The 23,781-nt window shown below is 35.3% G+C and carries 21 protein-coding genes and 5 tRNA genes; 8 read left to right on the forward strand and 18 right to left on the reverse strand.

Translation table 11 applies throughout. The features are described 5' to 3' along the window. Window positions 1-201: 201 nt before the first annotated feature. Window positions 202-289, reverse strand: a tRNA-Ser gene (locus IP023_RS00005). Between the two features lie 90 nt (window positions 290-379). Then, the gene (locus IP023_RS00010) at window positions 380-904 is read right to left on the reverse strand and encodes a YceI family protein (protein WP_241788195.1); all 525 of its coding nucleotides are present in this window, start codon (window positions 902-904) and stop codon (window positions 380-382) included. Between the two features lie 208 nt (window positions 905-1,112). On the opposite strand from IP023_RS00010, the gene IP023_RS00015 reads away from it, so the two are divergent. Then, window positions 1,113-1,186 (forward strand) — tRNA-Arg (locus IP023_RS00015). A 68-nt stretch (window positions 1,187-1,254) separates the two neighbouring features. Here IP023_RS00015 and IP023_RS00020 read toward each other — a convergent pair. The 4 genes from IP023_RS00020 to IP023_RS00035 form a co-directional block, all read right to left on the reverse strand. Continuing rightward, window positions 1,255-2,469, reverse strand: a complete 1,215-nt coding sequence (locus IP023_RS00020) for an exo-beta-N-acetylmuramidase NamZ family protein (RefSeq protein ID WP_241788196.1) — start codon at window positions 2,467-2,469, stop codon at window positions 1,255-1,257. 196 nt (window positions 2,470-2,665) lie between these two features. Then, a tRNA-Thr gene (locus IP023_RS00025) sits at window positions 2,666-2,738 on the reverse strand. A 19-nt stretch (window positions 2,739-2,757) separates the two neighbouring features. Then, a tRNA-Thr gene (locus IP023_RS00030) sits at window positions 2,758-2,830 on the reverse strand. A 22-nt stretch (window positions 2,831-2,852) separates the two neighbouring features. Then, window positions 2,853-2,925: transfer RNA gene (locus IP023_RS00035), tRNA-Thr, on the reverse strand. 257 nt (window positions 2,926-3,182) lie between these two features. Here IP023_RS00035 and clpB point away from each other — a divergent pair. From clpB to IP023_RS00055, 4 genes are all read left to right on the forward strand, one after another. Further along, a complete protein-coding gene (gene clpB / locus IP023_RS00040) occupies window positions 3,183-5,783 on the forward strand; it encodes an ATP-dependent chaperone ClpB (RefSeq protein WP_241788197.1) in 2,601 nt (866 codons plus the stop codon). 204 nt (window positions 5,784-5,987) lie between these two features. Then, window positions 5,988-7,070 carry a PCMD domain-containing protein gene (locus IP023_RS00045; protein ID WP_241788198.1) on the forward strand — a complete coding sequence of 361 codons (1,083 nt, stop codon included), beginning with the start codon at window positions 5,988-5,990 and terminating at the stop codon, window positions 7,068-7,070. A gap of 4 nt (window positions 7,071-7,074) precedes the next feature. Beyond that, window positions 7,075-7,881 carry an outer membrane beta-barrel protein gene (locus IP023_RS00050; protein ID WP_241788199.1) on the forward strand — a complete coding sequence of 269 codons (807 nt, stop codon included), beginning with the start codon at window positions 7,075-7,077 and terminating at the stop codon, window positions 7,879-7,881. Window positions 7,882-7,960: 79 nt separating this feature from the next. Beyond that, entirely contained in the window at window positions 7,961-8,413 is a 453-nt protein-coding gene (locus tag IP023_RS00055; protein ID WP_241788200.1) for a GNAT family N-acetyltransferase, read from the forward strand. 73 nt (window positions 8,414-8,486) lie between these two features. Here IP023_RS00055 and IP023_RS00060 read toward each other — a convergent pair whose 3' ends face one another. The 4 genes from IP023_RS00060 to IP023_RS00075 form a co-directional block, all read right to left on the reverse strand. Continuing rightward, window positions 8,487-10,178 carry a GMC oxidoreductase gene (locus tag IP023_RS00060; RefSeq protein ID WP_241788201.1) on the reverse strand — a complete coding sequence of 564 codons (1,692 nt, stop codon included), beginning with the start codon at window positions 10,176-10,178 and terminating at the stop codon, window positions 8,487-8,489. A 30-nt stretch (window positions 10,179-10,208) separates the two neighbouring features. Continuing rightward, window positions 10,209-10,463 carry a hypothetical protein gene (locus IP023_RS00065; RefSeq protein ID WP_241788202.1) on the reverse strand — a complete coding sequence of 85 codons (255 nt, stop codon included), beginning with the start codon at window positions 10,461-10,463 and terminating at the stop codon, window positions 10,209-10,211. A gap of 140 nt (window positions 10,464-10,603) precedes the next feature. Further along, the gene (locus IP023_RS00070) at window positions 10,604-12,733 is read right to left on the reverse strand and encodes a cation:proton antiporter (protein ID WP_241788203.1); all 2,130 of its coding nucleotides are present in this window, start codon (window positions 12,731-12,733) and stop codon (window positions 10,604-10,606) included. Between the two features lie 103 nt (window positions 12,734-12,836). Then, a complete protein-coding gene (locus IP023_RS00075) occupies window positions 12,837-14,054 on the reverse strand; it encodes an ABC transporter permease (protein ID WP_241788204.1) in 1,218 nt (405 codons plus the stop codon). Between the two features lie 91 nt (window positions 14,055-14,145). On the opposite strand from IP023_RS00075, the gene fmt reads away from it, so the two are divergent. Beyond that, window positions 14,146-15,072 (forward strand): methionyl-tRNA formyltransferase, encoded by a 927-nt coding sequence (gene fmt, locus IP023_RS00080; protein ID WP_241788205.1) that lies wholly within the window; start codon window positions 14,146-14,148, stop codon window positions 15,070-15,072. Here fmt and IP023_RS00085 read toward each other — a convergent pair. Continuing rightward, complete coding sequence (locus IP023_RS00085) at window positions 15,069-15,272, reverse strand: helix-turn-helix domain-containing protein (protein WP_241788206.1); 204 nt, start codon at window positions 15,270-15,272, stop codon at window positions 15,069-15,071. The two genes, fmt and IP023_RS00085, sit on opposite strands and share 4 nt — an antisense overlap. 254 nt (window positions 15,273-15,526) lie before the next feature. Here IP023_RS00085 and IP023_RS00090 point away from each other — a divergent pair, with 254 nt between their 5' ends. Continuing rightward, a complete protein-coding gene (locus IP023_RS00090; protein WP_241788207.1) occupies window positions 15,527-16,387 on the forward strand; it encodes a sigma-70 family RNA polymerase sigma factor in 861 nt (286 codons plus the stop codon). A 437-nt stretch (window positions 16,388-16,824) separates the two neighbouring features. On the opposite strand, the gene IP023_RS00095 is transcribed toward IP023_RS00090, so the two are convergent. The 6 genes from IP023_RS00095 to IP023_RS00120 all read right to left on the reverse strand — a co-directional run bounded on the left by IP023_RS00095 (window position 16,825) and on the right by IP023_RS00120 (window position 21,531). Further along, window positions 16,825-17,694, reverse strand: coding sequence for a DUF808 family protein (locus tag IP023_RS00095; protein ID WP_241788208.1), 870 nt, complete (start codon window positions 17,692-17,694; stop codon window positions 16,825-16,827). Between the two features lie 54 nt (window positions 17,695-17,748). After that, window positions 17,749-18,423: a head GIN domain-containing protein gene (locus IP023_RS00100; RefSeq protein ID WP_241788209.1), complete on the reverse strand. Its 675-nt coding sequence runs from the start codon at window positions 18,421-18,423 to the stop codon at window positions 17,749-17,751. A gap of 10 nt (window positions 18,424-18,433) precedes the next feature. Next, window positions 18,434-18,934, reverse strand: coding sequence for a hypothetical protein (locus IP023_RS00105; protein ID WP_241788210.1), 501 nt, complete (start codon window positions 18,932-18,934; stop codon window positions 18,434-18,436). Between the two features lie 128 nt (window positions 18,935-19,062). Beyond that, a complete protein-coding gene (locus tag IP023_RS00110) occupies window positions 19,063-20,196 on the reverse strand; it encodes a serine hydrolase domain-containing protein (protein ID WP_241788211.1) in 1,134 nt (377 codons plus the stop codon). A gap of 13 nt (window positions 20,197-20,209) precedes the next feature. Then, window positions 20,210-20,938, reverse strand: a complete 729-nt coding sequence (locus tag IP023_RS00115; protein WP_241788212.1) for a DUF3307 domain-containing protein — start codon at window positions 20,936-20,938, stop codon at window positions 20,210-20,212. Continuing rightward, window positions 20,932-21,531, reverse strand: a complete 600-nt coding sequence (locus IP023_RS00120) for a SatD family protein (protein ID WP_241788213.1) — start codon at window positions 21,529-21,531, stop codon at window positions 20,932-20,934. The genes IP023_RS00115 and IP023_RS00120 overlap by 7 nt, the downstream gene beginning before the upstream one ends. Window positions 21,532-21,809: 278 nt before the next feature. On the opposite strand from IP023_RS00120, the gene IP023_RS00125 reads away from it, so the two are divergent. Beyond that, window positions 21,810-22,685 (forward strand): PPK2 family polyphosphate kinase, encoded by an 876-nt coding sequence (locus IP023_RS00125; RefSeq protein WP_241788214.1) that lies wholly within the window; start codon window positions 21,810-21,812, stop codon window positions 22,683-22,685. Window positions 22,686-22,723: 38 nt separating this feature from the next. Here IP023_RS00125 and IP023_RS00130 read toward each other — a convergent pair whose 3' ends face one another. Then, complete coding sequence (locus tag IP023_RS00130) at window positions 22,724-23,683, reverse strand: bile acid:sodium symporter family protein (RefSeq protein ID WP_241788215.1); 960 nt, start codon at window positions 23,681-23,683, stop codon at window positions 22,724-22,726. Window positions 23,684-23,781 lie beyond the last annotated feature (98 nt).

The following is a 23,781-nucleotide window of genomic DNA, read 5'->3' on the forward strand; positions in this document are numbered from 1 at the left end:
TGCGATTAAGCTTTTGTTGGCGGAGAGCGAGGGAGTGGTTTAGCCACACAGACCCCAAACGCAACCCTAAACCTTCATGAATCGAACCCACCCAACCCTTCTGGCTCGAATCTTATCGTGATTTCTAGGAAAATAACAGTGCTAGATAGGCAGGAAATGCATATAAAACAAAAAAGCTTAATCTTGCGATTAAGCTTTTTTTGGCGGAGAGCGAGGGATTCGAACCCCCGAACCTGTGACAGTTAACAGTTTTCAAGACTGCCGCATTCGACCACTCTGCCAGCTCTCCGCCACAAAGGTAGAAATTCAACCCTTATTTCCAAAATATATTTCAAAAAAAATGCCTTTAAACTAAATTAAAAGCACTTTTTACTGATTTCTAACCTTTTACAAGTTGAATATCTGCAGTAAATTTAACCTCATCAGACAACATTACACCACCAGTCTCTAATGCGGCATTCCAAGTAAGGCCAAAATCAGCACGATTGATAGCACCTGTTACGGTATATCCCACTTTGGCATTACCCCAAGGGTCTATTGCTACACCTCCAAGCTCTACTTTGAAAGTTTTAGAATTCGTAACTCCTTTGATCGTTAAATCACCAGTAACTTCAAAATCTTCGTCTGATTTTTTAACAATGTTGGTCGATATAAATGTAATCTTATTGTTTTCGGCTACGTTAAAAAAATCTGCATTTTTCAAGTGCTCATCGCGTTGCTCATTATTGGTATTGATCGAGTCTACATCGATGCTTACCGAAATCTTAGCTTCAGACAAATCTTCGGACGCACTCTCTACATTGATATCAAAATTATTAAACTGTCCTTTTACAGTCGAGATCATCATATGACGCACTTTAAACTCTATTTCACTGTGCGATTTGTCTAAATTCCATGTTGCCATTATCGTAATATTTTAAATTTTTATAATTATTTCCTTTTAACAACACAAAGATATATTCCATATGAAATACAATTCTTAATCTAGATTAAGAAATTAAAAAAAATATTCACTTGAAATGCAAACAGTTAGTGTTTTTCACTAAAAAAAAGATTAAAATATTTTGGATATCACGGTTAAAACCCTACTTTTGTTGAACCGAAAGGCAAACGCGCCAATAGCTCAGCTGGATAGAGCATCGGTTTTCTAAACCGACGGTCAGGGGTTCGAATCCCTTTTGGCGTACTCAAAACCACTTCTAATTCATTTAGAAGTGGTTTTTTGCTTTACAGCAGTTAGTAAACCACAGCCCATCAATCTGGATATAGCAAATATTTTTTGCGCATATCTTTATACGAAGACAAACCAGGCTCCCATGATGCTCTTATCTGTTCCTCAGACCAACCGGACTCTATCTGCTTACGAAAAGCATCGACCCCCACCAGCTTTTCTATACTTCCTATCTGTTTGGAGTAGCTCTGATCAAAAAACTTATCTTTCTCTGGCGAATTAGCATACAACTCTATTATCCAGCCTAGATTAAGCTTTTTACGATCCACCAAGGCCTGCAAATCATAATCACGCAAATCCAAACCATAACACACCTCCCCCATAAACAAAGGAGACTCACTCTTCCCCTTTTTACTAACAGGAACAAACGAAAAATCATACAGCCCCTTATACATCGGAGACCCAAGAAATACAAATGGAAAATCCGTCCCTCTACCATGATTAATCTTCACCCCCTCAAATAGGCATGTGCTAGGGTACAGAATAATACTTTGCTCGGTATTTAGATTTGGCGAAGGGTCAACAGGTAGCTTATACAACATATCATGCCTATAAGATGCAATAGGAACAATCTTGAGCTTTAACTTATCCGCACCCACCATCCATCCTTCTCCTTTTACCATCTGTGCAAATTCAGCAGTGGTCAATCCATGTGCTATAGGCAGTGGAAACTGACCAATACCAGATTTGTGCTTCATATCCAGTATAGGACCATCGATAAGATAGGCATTAGGATTGGGACGATCTAGAATCATCAACTCTTTGCCATTTGCTGCACACGCCTCCATGAGATCGCGCAACACATTGATATAGGTGTAAAAACGAACTCCTAGATCTTGAACATCATAAATTACAATATCTACATCCGCCAAATCCGCACGCGACGGCTTCTTTTTAGCGCCATACAATGAAACGACAGGAATATTGGTCACAGGATCTACCTCATCATGCACTACGGTACCATTACTTGCATTGCCCCGAAAACCATGCTCAGGACCAAAAATCTTCACTACATCGACACCCATAGCACGCAAAGTATCCACCAAATGCACCGCTCCTACCACTGAGGAAGGATTTGCCAACACAGCCACACGAAGACCCTTTAGATATGGAATATACTGCTCTGTCTGCTGCGCTCCCGTTCGTACAGAATCATTACTATAGACTAATTTTGATTGAGACTTTAAGTTAAGCGAATACAAAACACAAAGAAATACAAATATCACGCGCAGTACCATAGGTTTAAGTTTATTGTACTTCTAAATTAACATAAAAAAATCAAACCAAGAACAGTTACATTATATTACATGTATAGAATAGACTAACACAAAGATAGAGGGTTCAAAAAATAAGGTTGGTACCATTGACATTAAGGACTAACACCTCAAAACAAGGGAAACAAAAAAAGCTCATCCATTATTGGATGAGCTTTTGAGCCTCTTATCGGAATCGAACCAATGACCTACTGATTACAAGTCAGTTGCTCTACCAGCTGAGCTAAAGAGGCTTTACTGTTTTATTTTTTGAGCCTCCTATCGGAATCGAACCAATGACCTACTGATTACAAGTCAGTTGCTCTACCAGCTGAGCTAAGGAGGCATTCTTGAAATATATTGCTTTGAGCCTCCTATCGGAATCGAACCAATGACCTACTGATTACAAGTCAGTTGCTCTACCAGCTGAGCTAAGGAGGCATATCCTTTTCAAGAATGTGATGCAAATATCGAAACATTCAACCTAAAAATCAAGTACAAAATGCTTTTTTTCGCCCATAAACAGCTAAAAAACTGAAAATCAGTCAGAATTTTTTTTATCAAAACAGCAACAGCCTGAATTTTTGACATACCCATACAATAAATAGCGACAAAAATTCAGTTTTAGTTTTTAAAAAACAGTTGGGCATTTCCTTTGTTAACTACATAATATAACTTGAAAGGAGAAGTATTATAAAATGAATTTTAACAATTATACGATCAAAGCACAAGAAGCGATACAGAAAGCTTCAGAAATAGCTGTAGGCAATCAGCAGCAAGCGATTGAACCTGCACATATATTAAAAGCACTGCTTACGGTTGATGAAAATGTAATCAGTCATTTATTAAAAAAACTAAATGCTAACATCAATTACATCACTACTGAGGTAACTAAGCAAATAGAAAGTCTTCCCAAAGTATCTGGTACAAATGTATACCTGAGCAATAGCGCTAATGCGGTACTGCAAAAGGCTCAGAGCTACCTTAAAGAATTCAATGATGAGTTCGTATCAATAGAGCATATATTGTTAGGCTTGCTATCTGCAAATGATAAAACGTCTTCGCTGTTAAAAGACCAAGGCGTCAATGAAAAAGATTTAAAAATTGCAATTAAAGAATTGAGAGGAAATAATAGAGTAACAGATCAAAATGCCGAAGCCACTTATAATGCGCTAGGTAAGTATGCACGTAATCTAAACGAATATGCGGAATCTGGAAAATTAGACCCTGTAATAGGTCGCGATGAAGAAATACGCCGTGTCATGCAAATATTATCGCGTCGCACAAAAAATAACCCCATCCTTGTGGGCGAACCTGGCGTCGGTAAAACTGCGATAGCCGAAGGTATTGCACACCGTATCATAAAAGGTGATGCGCCAGAAAACTTAAAGTCTAAAACAGTATTCTCTTTAGACATGGGTGCCTTAATTGCTGGCGCTAAGTATAAAGGTGAATTTGAAGAAAGACTAAAGTCTGTGGTCAAAGAAGTAGCAGATTCAGATGGTGAAATAATCCTTTTTATTGACGAGATACACACTTTAGTCGGTGCTGGTGGTGGTGAAGGTGCAATGGATGCTGCCAATATCCTCAAACCTGCATTAGCAAGAGGTGAATTACGTGCTATTGGAGCTACAACATTAAATGAGTATCAAAAATACTTTGAAAAAGATAAAGCCCTAGAGCGTCGTTTCCAAAAAGTAATGGTCGAAGAGCCCGATACACAAGATGCTATCTCTATATTACGAGGTTTGAAAGAACGCTATGAGACGCATCATAAAGTACGTATACTCGACGAATCTATCATTGCGGCAGTAGAATTATCGCAACGCTATATAACAGATCGTTTCTTGCCTGACAAAGCCATTGACTTGATAGATGAAGCGGCTTCTAAGCTACGCTTAGAAATGGATTCAGTCCCTGAGATAGTAGATGAATTGGACCGTCGTATCATGCAGCTAGAGATTGAACGTGAAGCGATAAAAAGAGAGAAAGACGATAAAAAAGTAGCAGAACTTTCTGAAACAATAGCTAATCTTTCCAACGAACGTGACTCTTTAAAAGCAGCTTGGCAATCAGAAAAAACATTGGTAGACCGTGTCAACCAAGAGGTACAAAATATTGAAAACTACAAGCTTGAAGCAGATCAAGCAGAGCGTGCCGGTGACTATGGCAAAGTAGCCGAATTGCGCTATGGAAAAATCAAAGAAGCGCAAGATCAAGTAGAACAATTAAAAGCCGAGTTGAACGAAAAGCAACAAAGCTCACGTATGCTGAAAGAAGAAGTTACTTCAGAGGATATAGCTGATGTAGTATCAAGATGGACGGGCATTCCAGTGAATAAAATGATACAATCCGAGCGTGAAAAGTTATTAAATTTGGAGGAAGAGTTGCACAAACGTGTCGCCGGTCAAGAAGAAGCTATTGAGGCTATCTCTGATGCTATACGCCGTTCTCGTGCCGGATTGAGTGACGCTAAGCGTCCTATAGGATCTTTTATATTCCTAGGGACAACTGGTGTAGGTAAGACCGAATTGGCTAAAGCTTTGGCTGAATTTCTATTTGATGATGAACAGGCACTAGTACGTATCGATATGTCCGAATACCAAGAGCGACATGCTGTATCTCGTTTGATAGGAGCGCCTCCAGGTTATGTAGGCTACGAAGAAGGCGGTCAATTGACCGAGGCTGTACGTCGTCGCCCCTATTCTGTAGTACTGTTGGATGAGATTGAAAAAGCACACCCTGATGTATTCAACATCTTATTGCAAGTGCTTGATGATGGACATTTGACGGACAACAAAGGTCGTGTTGTAAATTTCAAAAACACCATCATCATCATGACATCAAACACGGGTTCTCATATTATTCAGGAGAATTTTATGCTGCTGAACGATGACAATAAAGATAGCGTCGTTGCGAAAACTAAAGATGAGGTTTTTGAATTATTGCAAAAATCTATTCGTCCAGAATTTTTAAACCGTATAGATGAGATAATCATGTTTACGCCATTGAGTAGAAATGAAATCAGCGACATTGTACGTATGCAATTCCAGCATCTTACGAAACAATTGGCAGATCAAAACATATTCTTATCAGCTACAGATGAGGCATTGGACTGGCTGGCACAATTGGGCTATGATCCTATATATGGTGCACGACCATTGAAGCGTGTGATTCAAAAACGAATCCTCAACGAATTGTCTAAAGAAATCCTTGCCGGTAAGGTAACTTCTGACGCCGTGATACAGTTAGATGTATTTGACAGTAAATTCGTATTTATAAATAAAAAAACGAATTAAAATAGTATATTTTATCTCCCTAAAAAGGTTCTTTCATCAATTGAAAGAACCTTTTTTTATACCCATAGCTTACTGCAGCAACCCAAAGTCCTTAATAATCAATAAGCCGTAAAAAGCATTTAAAAAAAGTGATGTTTAACGAGAACTTATTAAAACAAAAAAAGGCTTCTTTTGTTTTAGATAATAAATAATTCACATTTTATCATGACAAAAAAAAGCGTAGCATTACTCTATTTACTCATTCCTTTAACATTTTACGCCTGCATCAAAGACGAAGAACTAGACACCGATGCAGATATCATCGAGGCTTATATTCCACCTGAATATTTAAAAACAGACCCTATCATCACGAATACTTCTGTCGAATTCAGAGTTAAATCCAATGTAGATTTAACAAAACAAGCGCCATTTTTTACGCTTTCACCGTATGCAACTATCTCTCCAGAAAATGGAGTTATTCGCGACTTCACGACCGCACAAACAGTAGTCGTAACCGCACAAGATTCCAAATGGAAAAAAACATACACCATCACGTTCAATGTGGATGAATTAAGTACAAGATATAGTTTCAATAATGCCGAGCTGACTGACAAGGACAGGTATTATAGATTCTATACTATTGGTTCAACAGGAGATAAGGTGTACGATTGGGCAAGTGGAAATTCAGGTTATGTAACGGTTGCTGGAAGCAAGTCACCGGATGAATACCCTACTGCTGTAGCTGAAGGTAGAACGGGAGGTTTAGCGGCAAAAATGCAAACCGTATATACTAGTAGCTTTGCGGCAGCTACAGGGAATCCTATTGCGGCAGGGAATTTATTCCTTGGAAGCTTTAAGACAAACCTATTAAATACGCTAAAATCGACTAAATTTGGGTTACCTTACTCTGGGGCATTACCAAAATCTGTCCGTTCGTACTACAAATATAAAGCTGGCCCAGAAGTTAGAAATCAGGATTTTGAGGTTGTACCTGATAAAAAGGATTCTTTTGACATCTATGCTATTATATTTGAATCTCGTGCAAAAGACAATTTTATGTACGGTGACCATGACTTCAAAGACCCTCGCAATGTAGCTATCGCTCGAATACCTGCTTCACAACGATTAGAGACAGATACATGGAAAGAGGCCAATTTCCCATTTGAACTCGTTGCGGGCAAAACATTTGATCCAGACAAAGAATATGTTCTAACTATCGTAATGTCTTCAAGTATTGATGGAGCGAAATTCACAGGTGCTATCGGAAGCACTTTAATAGTAGATGATATTGAGTTAATTTACAACTAAACCCATGACAAACATATACAAAGTTTATATCCCTCTTATAATCTGCCTTATTTGGAATAGTGCCAATGCACAAGAAACCAAGGTGCAAGAAACAAAGAGTAATAAAGAGAAAATAAATGATTTCTTTAACGAAAATATAGAATACCAAGCCAAAATTCAACTGAGTATTGGCGGTGCCTCTCCCCTTGGGATACCAGCACAGATAAGAGAGATTGAGAGTTTTAAGCCTATGAACCCTTTTGGCATAGAGATGAATGCTACAAAATGGCTCAACGATAAGCAAGAGTTTGGAATAAGAACAGGGATTAAATTTGAAGGCCGAGGGATGAAAACCCAAGCGAGGGTTAAAAACTACTACACACAGATAGAAGATGATTCTGGTGCACAAACTAAAGGCTATTTTACAGGGCATGTGGTTACAGAATTAGATAATTTCTATTTTACCATTCCGGTATTATTTGTATGGAATGCATCCGAACATTGGAATGTATATGGCGGTTTTTACTTCTCGCTAACAGCAAACAAGTCGTTTACAGGACATATCTATGATGGTGCATTTAGAGAAGGTACTCCGGTAGGCGAATTAACAACATTTGAAGGTACAGCTCAGGGTCTTTATGATTTTTCGGATGACCTTAAAACATTTCAATGGGGTAACCAATTGGGGGTAGAATATAAGACTAAATCTGATTGGCGAATATTTGCGGACCTTACCATGGCAAATACACAAATATTCAAAAGTGATTTTGAGTCCATTTCCTTCAAAATGTATAATATCTTCGGAAATATAGGGGTTAGTTATAGCTTTTAGACCTCAGGTCATTGCTTTCATATAGAGATATTTTGAGATATAAATCCAAATTACTATCTTAAGACAAACCTTATATATTATGAAAGATGAGATTATAATTAGGAAGTTTAAGCTTGAAGATAAGGAAAAATTGGTTCGTATTCTTATAAACAATGTCCCCAGGTATTTTGCCGAAACTGAAGTCGATGATTATGAAGAATACATTAATGGCAAAGTGCAAGATTACTATGTCGCCCAATTGGGGGATGAAATAATTGCTGCCGGTGGCATTAATTATGACAAAGACAGACAATTGGCAAAAATAAGTTGGGATATTGTAGATATTCCATTCCAAAAACAAGGAATTGGTAGATTACTAATGAAGCATAGGCTCGAAGTAATTGCTGCAAAAAAAGATATTAAATCAATAATCGTCCGTACATCTCAACATGCTTACGGATTCTATGAAAAAATGGGATTCAAATTGTTAGAACGTCATAAGGATTATTGGGCAAAAGGATTTGATATGTACAAAATGATTTATAACAATTAATACCTATCTACATCCAAGATCTAATAATAAAAAGTCCACTTGAAGACATTTTATTCAAGTGGACTTTTTTATGCTATATGTTCCCCTTCTTAAGCTCTTCTATCGCATAATTGGATGCGCGAGCTGTCAATGCCATGAAGGTTAACGAAGGATTTTGAGTGCCGGTAGAAGTCATACAAGCACCATCTGTCACAAATACATTCTTACAATCATGTAGTTGATTCCATTTATTGAGTACTGATGTTTTTGGATCTTTACCCATTCGTGCTCCCCCCATCTCATGAATATCCAAGCCCGGGTTTCTATAATTTTTATTGGTACTAATATTTTTAACGCCTGCTGCTTCGAGCATCTCAGCCCCCTGTACAAGGAAATCATCTGTACTTTTAGCATCATTGTCATCGTATACGATAGCGGTAACAACCTGTGGTATTCCGTACTTATCGAATTCCTGTTCACTTAGTCGTACATGATTGTGCTCCTTAGGGATCGTCTCCCCCTGAATCATCATACCTACTCCCCAGCCCCCCAATTCTGTTAAGTTGTCTTTATACACACCGCCTACTTGATCCCCTTCGGTATGCACACCTCTCCAACGACTAGCACTATAAAATGAAGCATAGCCGCGTAAGAAATCAGTCTCTTGTTTATCTACATTTCTAAAGTTTGGTATCAATGGATTGGTGGGTCTTCGCCCATAATAATACTTATCTTCATAGCCCTCCATATTACCCCATATACCGCCAATATAATTATGAAAAGCAACGTACTTACCTAATGTTCCCGAATCATTGCCTAAGCCATTAGGAAATCGCTTAGATTTTGAATTCAGCAGTATCTGATTGCTAGCGATAGTAGAGGCATTAACAAATATTACTTTAGCATAAAATTCTAAAGTATCCTTTGTATCCCTATCAATCACAAGGACACCAATCGCTTTGTTTTGACTATCATCATATATAATAGAATGAACGATAGAATGTGGTCTCAATGTAAGATTACCTGTTTTTTCGGCCCATGGTAATGTTGAAGCATTGGCGCTAAAATAACCGCCAAATGGACATCCTCTTTGGCACAAAGACCTAGCCTGACATTGTGTACGTCCCTGCTTGATATGTATCTCTTGAGGCGCTGTTATATGTGCACATCGACCTTGTATAACTTGGCGTTTCGGATATTTGGCATGTATTTTATCCTGTATCACCTTTTCGACAGTATTCATCTCAAAAGCAGGTAAAAATTCACCATCTGGCATCGCCTTATTGCCATCTCGGTTTCCAGACACACCAATAAACTGCTCTACGTAGCTATACCATGGTGCTATATCACTATAACGAATAGGCCAATCTACAGCAAATCCATCACGCGCTGGCCCCTGAAAATCATAGTCTGACCAACGTTGAACTTGTCGTGCCCACAATAAAGATTTACCACCCACAGCGTCTGCTCTGATCCAATCAAAAGGTTGTTCTTGGACATAAGGTTGTTCTGCATCTTTCAAAAAGAAATGTTGCGCATCTTCTTTAAAAGCATAGCATCTGGATGCAATAGGATTCTCTTTAGATAGAGCTAAAGGAAGATGATTTCCGTGCTCAAATTCCCAAGGATCCATATGTGCAGTAGGATAATCTTTGATATGCTTGACATCACGACCGCGGTCCAAGACGAGTGTTTTTAATCCCTGATCACAAAATTCTTTAGCAGCCCATCCGCCAGAAATTCCAGATCCGATTACAATTACATCAAAATGATTATTTTTTGACATTATTTAAGTTTAGGTTAGGTTATAATATTTTTAATCTAAGAGTAATATCTTCCAAGCCATATCGACATCATCAATCGCTAAGTATTCTTTTGCTTTCAATTGTAAGTGTGTATCTCTTGTTGTCTCATCACCAATGAAAGCATTCATCAACTCTTGTATAAAGGAGAAAGATCTAATCTCGTCTACCTCTATTTCAGTAGGCAAGCGACTTACATGTGCTAATACTTCTTTATCCTGATCAGACAATACTACAGACTCTTTTATATAATTGGGTAAATTAATCATTTCTATTTTAATTTTTATAGATTACAACTGCATTAATTTGTACAATATACTTTTTGCAAACTTACTACCTAATAGTTAGGTTGCCTATTATATCAAAAAAATCACCGGCATTTAGATTGAAGGCATTGATGTATAACTAGCTATTTTTCTTTAGTAAAAATATTACCAATTTCACGACCAATTTTTCTTAAAATTGGTGCTGCTTGAACGTCTTCATATTCATCTATATGTTGGTTCTCTTGGCGACTAGGGAAAATCAAAATTAAGTTTTGATTTTTATAATAACGACCAACTCTTTTGGCTAATCCGTCCAAAGAATCTCTATAGGACACCTCACCATTTCGAGAAGATACGAATATTAGCATCGCTTCCGTATTACTGAAAGTCGCTAAGCCAAAGATATTATCCCAATCTTCATAATTAGAAAATATTATTTTTACACTTGAATTCAATGAAACTGCTACTTCGTCCAAACTATCTTCTGTGCGCGAATTACATACATAATTTACAGGTAAAGACAACTCTTGACCGAGTTTTAATACTTTTTCTACCCAATATTCAAAGCCTACTTCGGATTCTGCCAAAGGCGGCACAAATACAGTAATCAATTTATGTGATATAAAAGGCTTATCCAGCTTACACATCATTAAGGTAGTATCTGTATTATTTAGTATACTTTCCGTTTTCTCTCCGACGATTTTTTCAACAAATGAAGCTACACTCGGCCAGCCCATGATAACACAATCTGCCATAGTTTGTCGCGTCATCCTAGCTATACCTGCGGCAATATTAAAATCGACAGCTGTTATTAGCTCTACTTCAGTTTCGGAACCTGAAGCATATTTCGCCATATTGTCTAGATTTTTTCGTGCTTCAATTATATTTAACTCTGCTTGTTCATTATCTGCAACAACGCTAACAATATTAAGCGGATAGGGGGATTTTTTAGATTTTACCAAAGTAGCAAAGTCCAAAATAGGCTCCATATTATTAAGATTTGCAAGCGGGATCATGATTTGTTCCTCCCCTTCTTCGACATGCTCCACGTGGGAATCTGCTTGATGGCCTTCTAAAACGACTTTCTTAGAAGCACTCTCAGTCACCATTGAGGCAACAATACAAGTCACCAATATCAATAGAATCGTACCATTCAATACATTCTCATCTATTATATTGTTACTGAACCCTACCATAATCACGGCTAAAGTAGCAGCAGCATGCGCATTACTCAGACCAAATATTAAATTACGCTGACTACTAGAATATTTAAAAGATAGTTGTGTTGCTAAAGCTGCGAGATATTTTCCCGCTATAGCTACAACAGTTAATGTTCCAGCTACAATCAAAGCCATAGGCCCCTTTGTTAAAACGCTAACATCCACAATCATACCTACGGAAATCAAGAAAAAAGGAATGAATATCGCATTACCAATAAATTCAATTCTATTCATCAACGCTGATGAGTGTGGTATCAATTTATTGAGCGCTAATCCGGCAACAAAAGCACCAATAATAGACTCTAACCCTGCCATTTCAGCTAAAAAGGCCGCAAAAAAAACAACCGTTAAAACAAAAATGTACTGCCCTGTTTTTTCAGATTGCACCTTTTGAAAGAACCACTTGGCAATTCTAGGAATGATGCCAAACATAATCAACAAGAAAATAGCAAATGAAATACCTAATGTCACCCAAAACTCTTGATTAATCTGTCCTTGTGACGCACCTGTTATAATTGCTAATATGATTAACACTGCGGTATCTGTCAAAATAGTACCTCCGATCGTGATGGCTACAGCTTCTTGTTTAGAAATACCATAACGATTTACGATAGGATAAGATACCAATGTATGCGTCGCAAACATGCTAGCGATCAAAATACTCGCCAAAAAGTTATACTCCAGTAAATAATAACAAACAGGAAATCCAATAGAGATTGGGATTATAAAGGTGAAAAAACCAAAAAGCAAACTTTTATGCTTTGTTTTTTTGAATTCATTCATATCCAATTCAAGCCCTGCAATAAACATAATATACAATAGGCCTATTGTAGAAAACAAATTTACAGCGGAACTTTTCTCGAGCCAATTAAGGCCATGAGGCCCAATAATAACGCCAGATATAATCAAACCAATAATACCAGGTACTTTGATAGAACGTAGTAATATTGGGGACAACAGAATGATAAAGAGTACTAACGCGAAGATTAATACCGGATTAGTTAGAGGCGCTTCAAATGCTTCAGCTAGATGTTCAAATACTTTTCCTTCCATAGAATAAATTAAAACGGCACTATAAAATCAATACCTAAAAAATTTGGAGGTGGGAAAATACGAAAAAAAAAGAAAATTGATACTATAATTCTAAAGGTTAATTCTATTTAAATTGAATAGTCTTAATCGGGGAAATCCGTGAAATAAGCATCGAAGGAATAAATAACGTTATTAACGCAATAAAAACAATACTTAGATTAAGTATAACAACGGTCGCAAAATCTATAGATAAAGGAACATATTCAATATAATAAATAGTAGGATCTAAGGTAAAGATCTTCGTTTGCTGCTGAACAAAATAAAGTACTAACGCAATCGCATTTCCAAAAAACAACCCTAGTCCTATCAAATAAAGTGAATTATATAAGAATACTTTTCTAATCTCTTTATTAACCATACCCAAGGCCTTCAGCATACCTATCAAAAATGTGCGCTCCAAAATTGTAATTAACAACGAAGATATCATATTGATAACAGCTACTATTACCATCAGCACAAAGATGATATCATCATTCATATCTAACATTTTCAACCAGTTAAAAATATCAGACAATTGTTCTACGACATTGGTTGCCTTCATATCAATAGGCAATTCATCACTAATAAGCGCAGTTGTTTGGTCCAATAAAGTAAAGTCTTTTACGCGTACCTCATATGCTCCAGCGTCACGATCCCCCAGGTTATTTAGTTTACGAATTACACCCAAGCTACCAATAACATAATTTTTATCCAATTCTTCCGAATTGGTTCTAAATATACCTTTAACTACGAATTTTCGCTTCCGAGTACGATTATCATCTACAAATGACATAATAAAATCATCGCCTACCTTCAACTTTAATCGGTTGGACAAATACGAAGATATCAAAAGTTGATTATCAGCATTATCGGTGCTTAATGCCAGGGTATCACCTTGAATAATCGTCTTTGCAAGGTACTGCTGATTGTATCCCTGTTCCAAGCCTTTCAATATCACACCTTCGACCTCACCATTGACATTCATAATGCCTACTTTGGTTGCAAATGAAGATATAGACACCACATTTGGAAGACTTTGAATCTTTGCGATTACGGCTTCATCCAATGATATTGCTGTAGCATCATTAGCACCTAATTCTTGTTTGGTAAGAATAACATCACTAAAAAAGCCACGTTGTTTTTCAGTTATTTCATCTTTAAAGCCTCTAAGGATAGCAACAGATAGCAAAATAGCAATAATAGCTAGCGCCAACGCACCAATAGTGACGCGTACAATCAACTTTGAAAAAGTACGTTGTCCCTTAAATATAATACGACCCGCAAGAAATAATGGAAAATTCAAGCTAAAATATAATTTGTAACTTCGCAAAGTTAACAAAATTTGCAACTTGACAAACGGTACTTTTACCGTTTAAAAAAATAATAATAATTCTATGCGTATAATTTTTATGGGTACACCAGATTTTGCAGTAGCTTCGCTAGAAGCATTGTTAAATGCTGGCGAAAATGTGGTTGCCGTAATTACTAGCCCAGACAAACCTGCAGGACGTGGACAAAAATTACAGCAATCCGCGGTAAAACAATTTGCCGTAGCCAATAATATCCCTGTCTTACAACCAGAAAAATTAAAAAACCCTGAATTCTTAACGGAATTAAAATCTTACAAGGCCGACCTTCAGGTCGTAGTAGCTTTTAGAATGTTGCCAGAGATAGTATGGAATATGCCACCTTTGGGTACTATAAACGTACATGCTTCCTTATTGCCACAATATAGAGGCGCAGCACCTATCAACCATGCTATTATTAATGGCGAAAAAGAAACCGGTGTATCTACCTTTTTATTGCAACATGAAATAGATACAGGGAATATTCTGTTGTCTACGAAGGTAAAAATCGAAGAAACAGATAATGCAGGTATATTGCATGACAAACTTATGCGTGCGGGTGCAGACACTTTGATCGAAACGATAAAAGGATTTAAAGCGAATACCTTGGTTCCTATCCCTCAAGAAGAGGTCATAACGGAAGAATTAAAACATGCTCCCAAAATATTCAAAGAAGATTGTAAAATAGATTGGAATTGCAGCAATGACGCCGTTTACAACAAAATAAGAGGACTAAGTCCCTACCCTGCTGCATTCACAACAATAGAAAACAAAACATTAAAAATTTACGAAGTAGAAAAAGAAGCTAACAGCTCCCAAACACAAATTGGCGATTTTATAACAGACAAAAAGACATTCTTAAAATTCGCTTCAGCTGATGGATTGATTAGCTTAAAATCAATTCAGATTGAAGGTAAAAAAAGAATGTCTATCGAAGAATTTCTTCGTGGATTTCGATTTGAAAGCCACGACTAATCCTCGTATACAATAATATCACCCGGTTGGCAGTCCAATGCTTTGCATATCGCTGCCAACGTACTAAGTCGAATAGCTTTCGCTTTTTGATTTTTTAAAATTGATAGATTAGATAAGGTTATACCTACTCTGTCACTTAATTCGTTAAGCGAGACTTTTTTCTTTGCCATCACTTCGGCTAAATGTATGTTTATTTTCATTTGATAAATTCTTAACAATCATAAAACAATTTGAGAACGATAATGTTTTATTAACCAAAGGAAAATATACAAGATTTTAGATGAACATATAGAATTAGAAGAATAAATTGGAACGATTTTTGATAACAATATAACAAAAACAAAGGAATCCTAACTAACTCATAATGAGTGTTTAAATTACATTTTTGTTACAATAAAGATGAATAAATTTTCGTATTTTTGCATAATCCAAAAGAAAGGCATATAATTAATAAATGAGACAGCTCAAAATTACACAATCGATCACGAATCGTGAATCTCAATCTCTTGACAAATATTTACACGAAATTGGTAAAGTTGATTTGATTAACGCAGAAGAAGAGGTAATCTTAGCTCAACGTATTCGCGAGGGGGATCAAGTGGCATTGGAAAAACTAACCAAAACAAATTTACGTTTTGTCGTTTCAGTTGCTAAACAGTATCAAAATCAAGGTTTAACTTTAGGTGACTTGATTAATGAAGGAAATTTAGGCCTAATAAAAGCAGCTAAGCGTTTTGACGAAACTAAAGGTTTTAAATTCATTTCCTATGCAGTGTGGTGGATTCGACAGTCTATTCTACAAGCTATCGCTGAACAGTCACGTATTGTACGTTTACCATTGAACCAAGTAGGTTCATTAAGCAAGATCAGCAAAGCATTCTCAAAACTAGAACAAGAGTTCGAACGCGAGCCTTCTCCAGAAGAATTAGCTATTATCTTAGAAACGACAGTAGACAAAGTATCTGATACATTAAGTAATTCTGGTAGACACGTTTCAATGGATGCACCATTTGTACAAGGTGAAGAGAATACATTATTAGATGTATTAGAAAACTCAGACCCAGATACAGATAGTTCATTAATTGACGAATCATTATCAGAAGAAATCAAAAGATCACTTTCTACGTTGACAGAAAGAGAACGTGAAATCATTGTACTATTCTTCGGATTAGGATCTAATCACCCACTTTCATTAGAAGAAATTGGTGAAAAATTTAATTTAACTAGAGAGCGTGTACGTCAAATCAAAGATAAAGCATTACAACGCTTACGTCACACTTCTCGTAGTAAAATATTAAAATCTTACTTAGGTTAATATTTACATTAACTATAATAGCAAAGCGCAAGAGAACATCTTGCGCTTTTTTTGTCCCCTATTATGACTACTATGATGTGATGCCTCAATGAAATGCACTTGACTATTAACATGTGAGTAGATAGGCTAAAAATAGGATTAGGATAATAATAATATTTTTTTAGGCTAGATAACAGCGGTTATAAGCTATTGCTTCTGCAGCTTAGATAATTATACTTCGAAAATAATACATGCTCAGGGCTTTGGTATCTAATGCAGATGAGATGGAAAGTATACACATCTCCATCGTAGTAAGTCATCATACCCATATTCGAGCACATGAGCCGAAATAAAAAAACTTACTGTACATGCAAAAAAATGTTCCCATTTAATTTGCATATACAGTAAGCTGTATATAATTCAAAGTCTTACGTTTTCAGCTAAAGTATAATATCACATTACTTCTTATTACGTAATGCAATCACTTTACTAAATAAGGTAACGACTATCAGTATAAGAATTCCAGCAATCGTCCCAATCGCAAATTCTTTAATAATAGAGGGAACTGTAGGTAAAAAGTGATGGAAGTAATCTATATTATGCACAAATATACCCCCTGACACCAACAATAAAGCAATAGTCCCTATAACAGATAAGCTCTTAATGACGATCGGCAATCCTTTAACTAGCATATGTCCTATTTGTGCGAGACCACCTTTATCTTGAGCAGAATGAATCAACTTATAGCCTACATCATCCATACGAACTATCAATGCTACGACACCATAAACACCAACGGTAGCAATCAATGCAACGATAGTGACTGTTGGTATCTGTATATTCAATGGACTTTTTGACACAGAATTTAGAGCCAAAATGATGATTTCTACGGAGAGAATAAAATCAGTAGTAACAGCTGACTTTATTTTTGTATTCTCCATTGCAATATCGTTCAATAGCACTTCTTTACTTTCATGCTGTACATTATCTTTCTTATGAAATAGATATTCTACTATTTTCTCTACTCCTTCGTACGCTAAATAACAACCTCCCAAAATTAGAATTACATTAATAGCGACAGGAAAAAAAATATTTAATAAAATTGCTATTGGAATAATGATAATTTTATTGATAAAGGAACCCTTTGTAATAGCCCATAAGACTGGAAGTTCACGAGTAGAAAGAAAACCTGTTGCTTTTTCAGCATTCACAGCAAGGTCATCTCCCAAAATACCTGCAGTTTTTTTTGTTGCAATTTTACTTGCAACTGCTACGTCGTCCATCAACGCTGCTATGTCGTCTAAAACAGCGAAAATACCTGATGCCATATAAGATGTAGATTTAATGAATTAACTGTAAATATATTTAAACTAAATCAACAATTATAAATAATTTATTTTACCTCCAACCAATTTCTTTTCTTTCTTGTCTTTAGGATTACCATAAATATCGACTATACCGCCTGCACGTGTTTGAACATCTACACTTTTGGTAGCATTAATTTGGATTTTACCACCACCGCTAACACGGGCAATGGCTGTATTCGACAGCAGATATCTTCCGAAATAACTACCTCCTAAGGCTACATTTACATCTTGAGACACTGCATTTCCTTGTAGCATAATAGAACCGCCAGTAGTGACCAATGCCTTGAGATCTTTTGTATTTACCGTCAAGTCAATATTGCCCCCTTCGATCGCCGAAAGATATAAAGAATCACCTTTAAGTTCGAGTTTTGGATTAGTTACTTGGGCACCTTTTTTAGCGGTTATACTAGCGAGACGAGAAGAGTAAAGAGTTACGAAAACCTTATCTCCCTTCATAATATAACTTCCTGTCATTGTTAAGCGAAGCATATCATTCACCTGTGTTAACTCCATTTGATTTGCTAACTCGCCTTCTATTACTATTTTGTCGGTTGTACTTTCTACAATTTTGACATTAATTTTGTCCGTTACTTCTAATTCTCTAAAAGCATTTAATTCTCTAGACAATTGCCCAAAAGCAATTGTAGTTGTGGCTAATAAAAATAGCGCTATAGCATAAATTTTCTTCATAAATTTCCTTTCACCTCCCTAATAATATCAATTCCTGATCTGTATACATATTAGCTGCTTTTAAATATTTAAATAACAAGCTTTTTACTTCTTTATCCTTTATCTTGTATAAATTATTAACCAAAAAGTCTTTATCTTCTTCAATATCTCTTTTGTACCCAACATATTTTGGGAGATGATATTGAATACAAAGCCTAATAAAACGGAGCTCTGTATTATTAGGGTTATCTGCTATTTGTTGCTCTAATAAATCTTTACCTCCATTAAAATATCTCATCTTTTTGAATGGATTGCTGGTATGTTTTGCCATAAACATTTGAAAAGCCGCTGCATAACCTTTTTCTGTAACTGTATTTGCATTTTCTTTTAGTAATTCATAATGTCTTTTACAAAGGTCCTCATCTTTAACACCTTTATTAAAATCATTGCGGATCATATCCAAATTTACATTCTGTGCTTTTGTAATTGAAACAAAGCAAAGTACGATTACACACATTAATATCTTATTCATAAATAATCAGACAAAATTGGCTAACAATGAATCTTTACAAAAAACAAGCCAATCGTTTACAAGGACTAACAATTTATCATTAATTAACGATTACCTAAATAAGCGATTTACAATACGTAGTAGGAATATTACTGTTGAATAATACGGCTATAAAGGAGATTAGCAATTTCTCTTAGAAGGTCCACTTTGCCATCTGTATATGTGGGTATACAGCCGTTTGTAATCACCACAATACCGTATTTATCTGCAGGGGAGAAAAACATAGTACTGTACAATCCGTATGCCGACCCCGTATGTCCCACCATCACTATTCCGGGAATGAAATCAGTTACCTGACGCAATCCTAGGCCATATCCTTCTTTATCGGAAATTTTCGTTTGCATAGTTAGTGCTGATTCTTTGGAGATAATTCTATGTTTATCACTTTTTCCGTAATTCATATGCATTTGCATATATTTAGCCAAATCAACAGCAGATATCTTCATTCCTCCTGTTGGCGAAAAAACTGGAGTTGATCTTCCTAGCTGATAATTTTTTATTTCTTCTGATCTAGGATTATAAGCCGATGGCTGAATCTCGAAGGTATTATTCTCATAAGCATATAATTGTGCAAATCTATTATTATCCAAAGAATCTACGCAATATCCGCCATAAATCCCTATTGGAGATAGTATTTGGTCTTTGATATATCCATCAAAACGCTGTCCTGTCAATCGCTCTAAAACAGCTCCAGTCATATTAAAATTTAAATTACAATAATCATATGTACTCCCGGGTTCATTCTTTGAATAGCTATTTTTCCAATTGTTATTAGTAGATGGATTTATTACTGCAAGATCAAAGTAACCATTAGAATCATTGATACTAGAAGTATGCGACAATACCATTCGTAGGGTAATCACTTTATCTGGATAAAGGGGATTACGTATAGGAAAACCTATTAAATCACCAAAATCATCGTCAAGGCTAATTTTCCCTTGCTCTACCAATTGCATGATCGCTGTTGCCGTAAAAGATTTAGAAATAGAAGCTATTCTAAAAAGGGATTTTTCAGCATCTAAAGGAATACCAGCAGCTACATTTTGATAGCCTACAGCTCCATCATACACGATTTTATTATCCTTAACGACAGCATAGGCGACGCCAATAGCTTTGTATTTGTCTGCAATTTGTTGAATCTCATTTTGTAGCTGCTCTTGAGCAATAGCAGCACTTTCACACACATAAAGAAAAATGCTAATAATGAATAATATTCTTTTCATAATCTAGGTATAGTTAAGTAAGTTTAAGTCCTAATCGAAGCATATAACCAATGGTAATAGCGATCAAAAAACTAGCTAAAGTGCCCACCAATATATATTCTGTAAATTTAGTATCTTTTGCCTTTGTCAAATCCCCAAATCTAAAAATAGATTTAGCCGCCAATAAGAAACCTATTCCTGACAAAAAACCAACTTGAATAAAAAGCACAATAATCAAGCGCTCCATCACGCCTATCCACAATCCTGCATTTCCTAGGGTTTCACTCTTTTTTAAAGCAAATTCATTCTGTTGATTCCATTTACTGAAAACGACTTTCAAAAATACGGGACTCACTACTGCTGTCAATAAGAAAGCAATTAGATACAATAAACTTTTTACAGTTAATAATTGCTGTAGCAGATCGTAAGGTATTCCGTATTTAGCAAAAACAATAGCTACTAAAATAGTAATATGTAAAAATTGATCAACTACAAATAAAACCGCTTGGTTACAATTCCATTTTTTTTCAACCCATATTTTAAGACTATCTATTGCTAAATGAGATACAACAATAAATGATAATAAAATATAATATTGTGGCAACTGATCAACAAATATCAAGCACAATACCGCAGCATGTATTATTACATGGAGGAATAGATACATTACATTATGCTTTCGCTTCTCTACTAAAAAATTGGATTGCAATACAAAATCACCCAATATATGAGCTAGGAGCAATTTCAAAAATAGCATTAACATATTTTCATCAATTCAATTTGACAGTAATCAATAGCCTTTTTTATTTTCCACCAATTCGCTTTCCCTAATTCCGTGCTAATTTGACTTTGGTATTTTCGTTTCAATATTTTAGCAAGCTCTTTTTGGTTGTAGTTTGGATATTCAATAGCCACAGCCACCGTTTCCGCCATATTGACGGTCCACTTATTGGCCAATTCCATCGCTAATGACATCATTGTATTGGTCACATTATCCCATTCGGGGAAAGCAGATTTTGCAGCAAATAAATCCTTATTAAGATGATCAAATGCTTCACCAGAATAAATAAATGCTTCGCCTGTAGAATTCTTTATATAATTATCGACATAATCAATACCTCCTATACCAAGACCAATTCTAACATCCAAATTCTCTAAGGACTTAATACGCGATTTAATATAATAAATAGCATCGAGACAATTTTCAAGTTGTAATTCTGCTTGAAAACTATCTCCCCTAAAAATATCAAATTTTTTGGAATATTTAGTTAATGCTTCTTCTAAAACATTTAGCCAAGTGCTACTATGTAAACTTCGTGAGTTAACAAGATCTCCTATTATTATTACATGCATCATCTTTATTTAAAATTATCATCAATAGCAGTGATAATCTCAAATATCATCAATATCAGTGATAATTCCAAATATCATCAATATCAGTGATAATTCAATATATCATCAATATCAGTGATAATTCAATATATCATCAATAACAGTGATAATTTAAATATTATCTAAAAATTGGCAACAAAATATAAGTATAAAATAAAGTTTCATATGCTAAAACAATCCATTCATCATAAGGGTTCTATAAAAGAGAGCAATTATATTACGTGACATAATACATTAGACCAATGCTAAAATATCAACAGAAATTAAAAGCTAACAGTAAGTGTAAAATAGAGGATTTCCCAAGTTATCTTGATAAAATAGATACAAAGGATGCAAAGGAAGAGCTCAAGAATGTAAGAAAGAGAATAGCAAAAATACAAGACATCATGTATGCACATAATAAATATGCGGTATTGATATGTTTACAAGGAATGGATACCGCTGGTAAAGATTCTTTGGTGCGCGAGGTGTTCAAGGATTTTAATGCTAGAGGTGTTAATGTGAGTAGTTACAAAACACCATCCTCTTTAGAACTAGAGCACGATTACCTATGGCGCCATTACATTAGTTTGCCCGAAAGAGGGAAATTTACGGTGTTCAACCGTACACATTATGAAAATGTCCTTGTGACGAGAGTACATCCTGAATATCTTCTTAAAGAAAACCTACCGGGAATTAATTCTGTAAAAGATATTCCTAAGGATTTTTGGAAGAAAAGATACAAACAAATAAAAAACTTTGAAAACCACCTTATAGAGAACGGTACTATAGTCTTAAAATTCTACTTAAACCTAAGTAAAGGGGAGCAAAAAAAAAGACTATTAAGAAGGTTAGAAAAAGATGAACACAACTGGAAATTTTCCCCTACCGACTTGACAGAAAGAAAGCTATGGGATAAATATATGGAATACTACGAAGATGCTATACAGCATACATCAACAAAAAAATCTCCTTGGTATTTAATCCCTTCGGATGATAAAGACATCTGCCGATATCTCGTTGCCAAAATAATACTTGAAGAATTAGAAAAATATAAAGATATACAATATCCAGAGCTAGACAAGGATATTGACAACCATAAAAAATTATATAAGAGCGAATTAGAAGATGAAAAATAAGATAGTATTGTAATAAAAAGCTGTACTACAGTAATATGCTATTTGCGCTTATTGTGATATGATTGTGCTATAATGGTGACTATAAAAATCTGTAAAGCATGAAAAATCATAAGTGGCAAAAAGTACAATCCTGCATTTGGATTGTTAACGAATAGAAATTTTCCAAACACAGAGCCGTGGGTTAATGACTTTTTAGAGCCACAGAATAAAGCTGTAATTTGGTCAGTTTGTGAGAATTTAAATACATGCTTAGATAGAAAAAATACAATCGTATAGACCAAAACAAATAATAGGCTTACAGCTATAAATACATATAATAAATATAGATTACTGATTTTATCAAAAACACCACTCACAAAAGATTCTGCAAAACTACCATAAACAATAAAAAGTATTACTGTCTTATCAAATTGAGATAGCTTTTTACTATACTTGGAGGCCCAATGCCCTAAATATCGTTGTAAAAATAACCCTAAAGCTACTGGTATTATAATCTCTTTAATTAATCCCCAATAAACATCTACGAACACATTCTCCGTTTGAAAATCTAAAAATAAGGACATCCATAAAGGCGTAATTATAACCCCTATTAATCCTGAAATACTAGCGTTAAAAATTGCAGCGGGAATATTTCCCTTAGCAATAGACACCATCACAACAGATGATGAAACAGTAGATGGTAATGCCGCTAAAAAGAAAAATGATATCCAAAAATTATGCTGTGAAACTGTCTCTATTAAAGGATAAAATAGCAAGATAACAATAGGAAACAATAGAAAAGTAGTAGCTTGTACTAGAACATGTAATTTCCAATTACTTAACCCAGTTTTAATATCATGAATAGACAATTTAAGTCCATAAAAAAAGAAAATTAAGGATACGCCTATTGTCGTAATATACCCTAAAATATCCCCATTATGATAAACTGCTAATTGAGGGAACAGGTAAGCTAAAACAATACTTAGTAGTAAAAAGAGAATAAAGCTATCAAATTTCATATAGAACAAATATAAATTATTATTAAGAATAACTTATATTGCTTTAGTATTTATTAAATCGATAAATGCACTACTATTTTGATTATAATATCAACAAA

Origin of the sequence: Sphingobacterium rhinopitheci (assembly GCF_022627575.1) — a bacterium.
Lineage (GTDB): Bacteria > Bacteroidota > Bacteroidia > Sphingobacteriales > Sphingobacteriaceae > Sphingobacterium > Sphingobacterium rhinopitheci.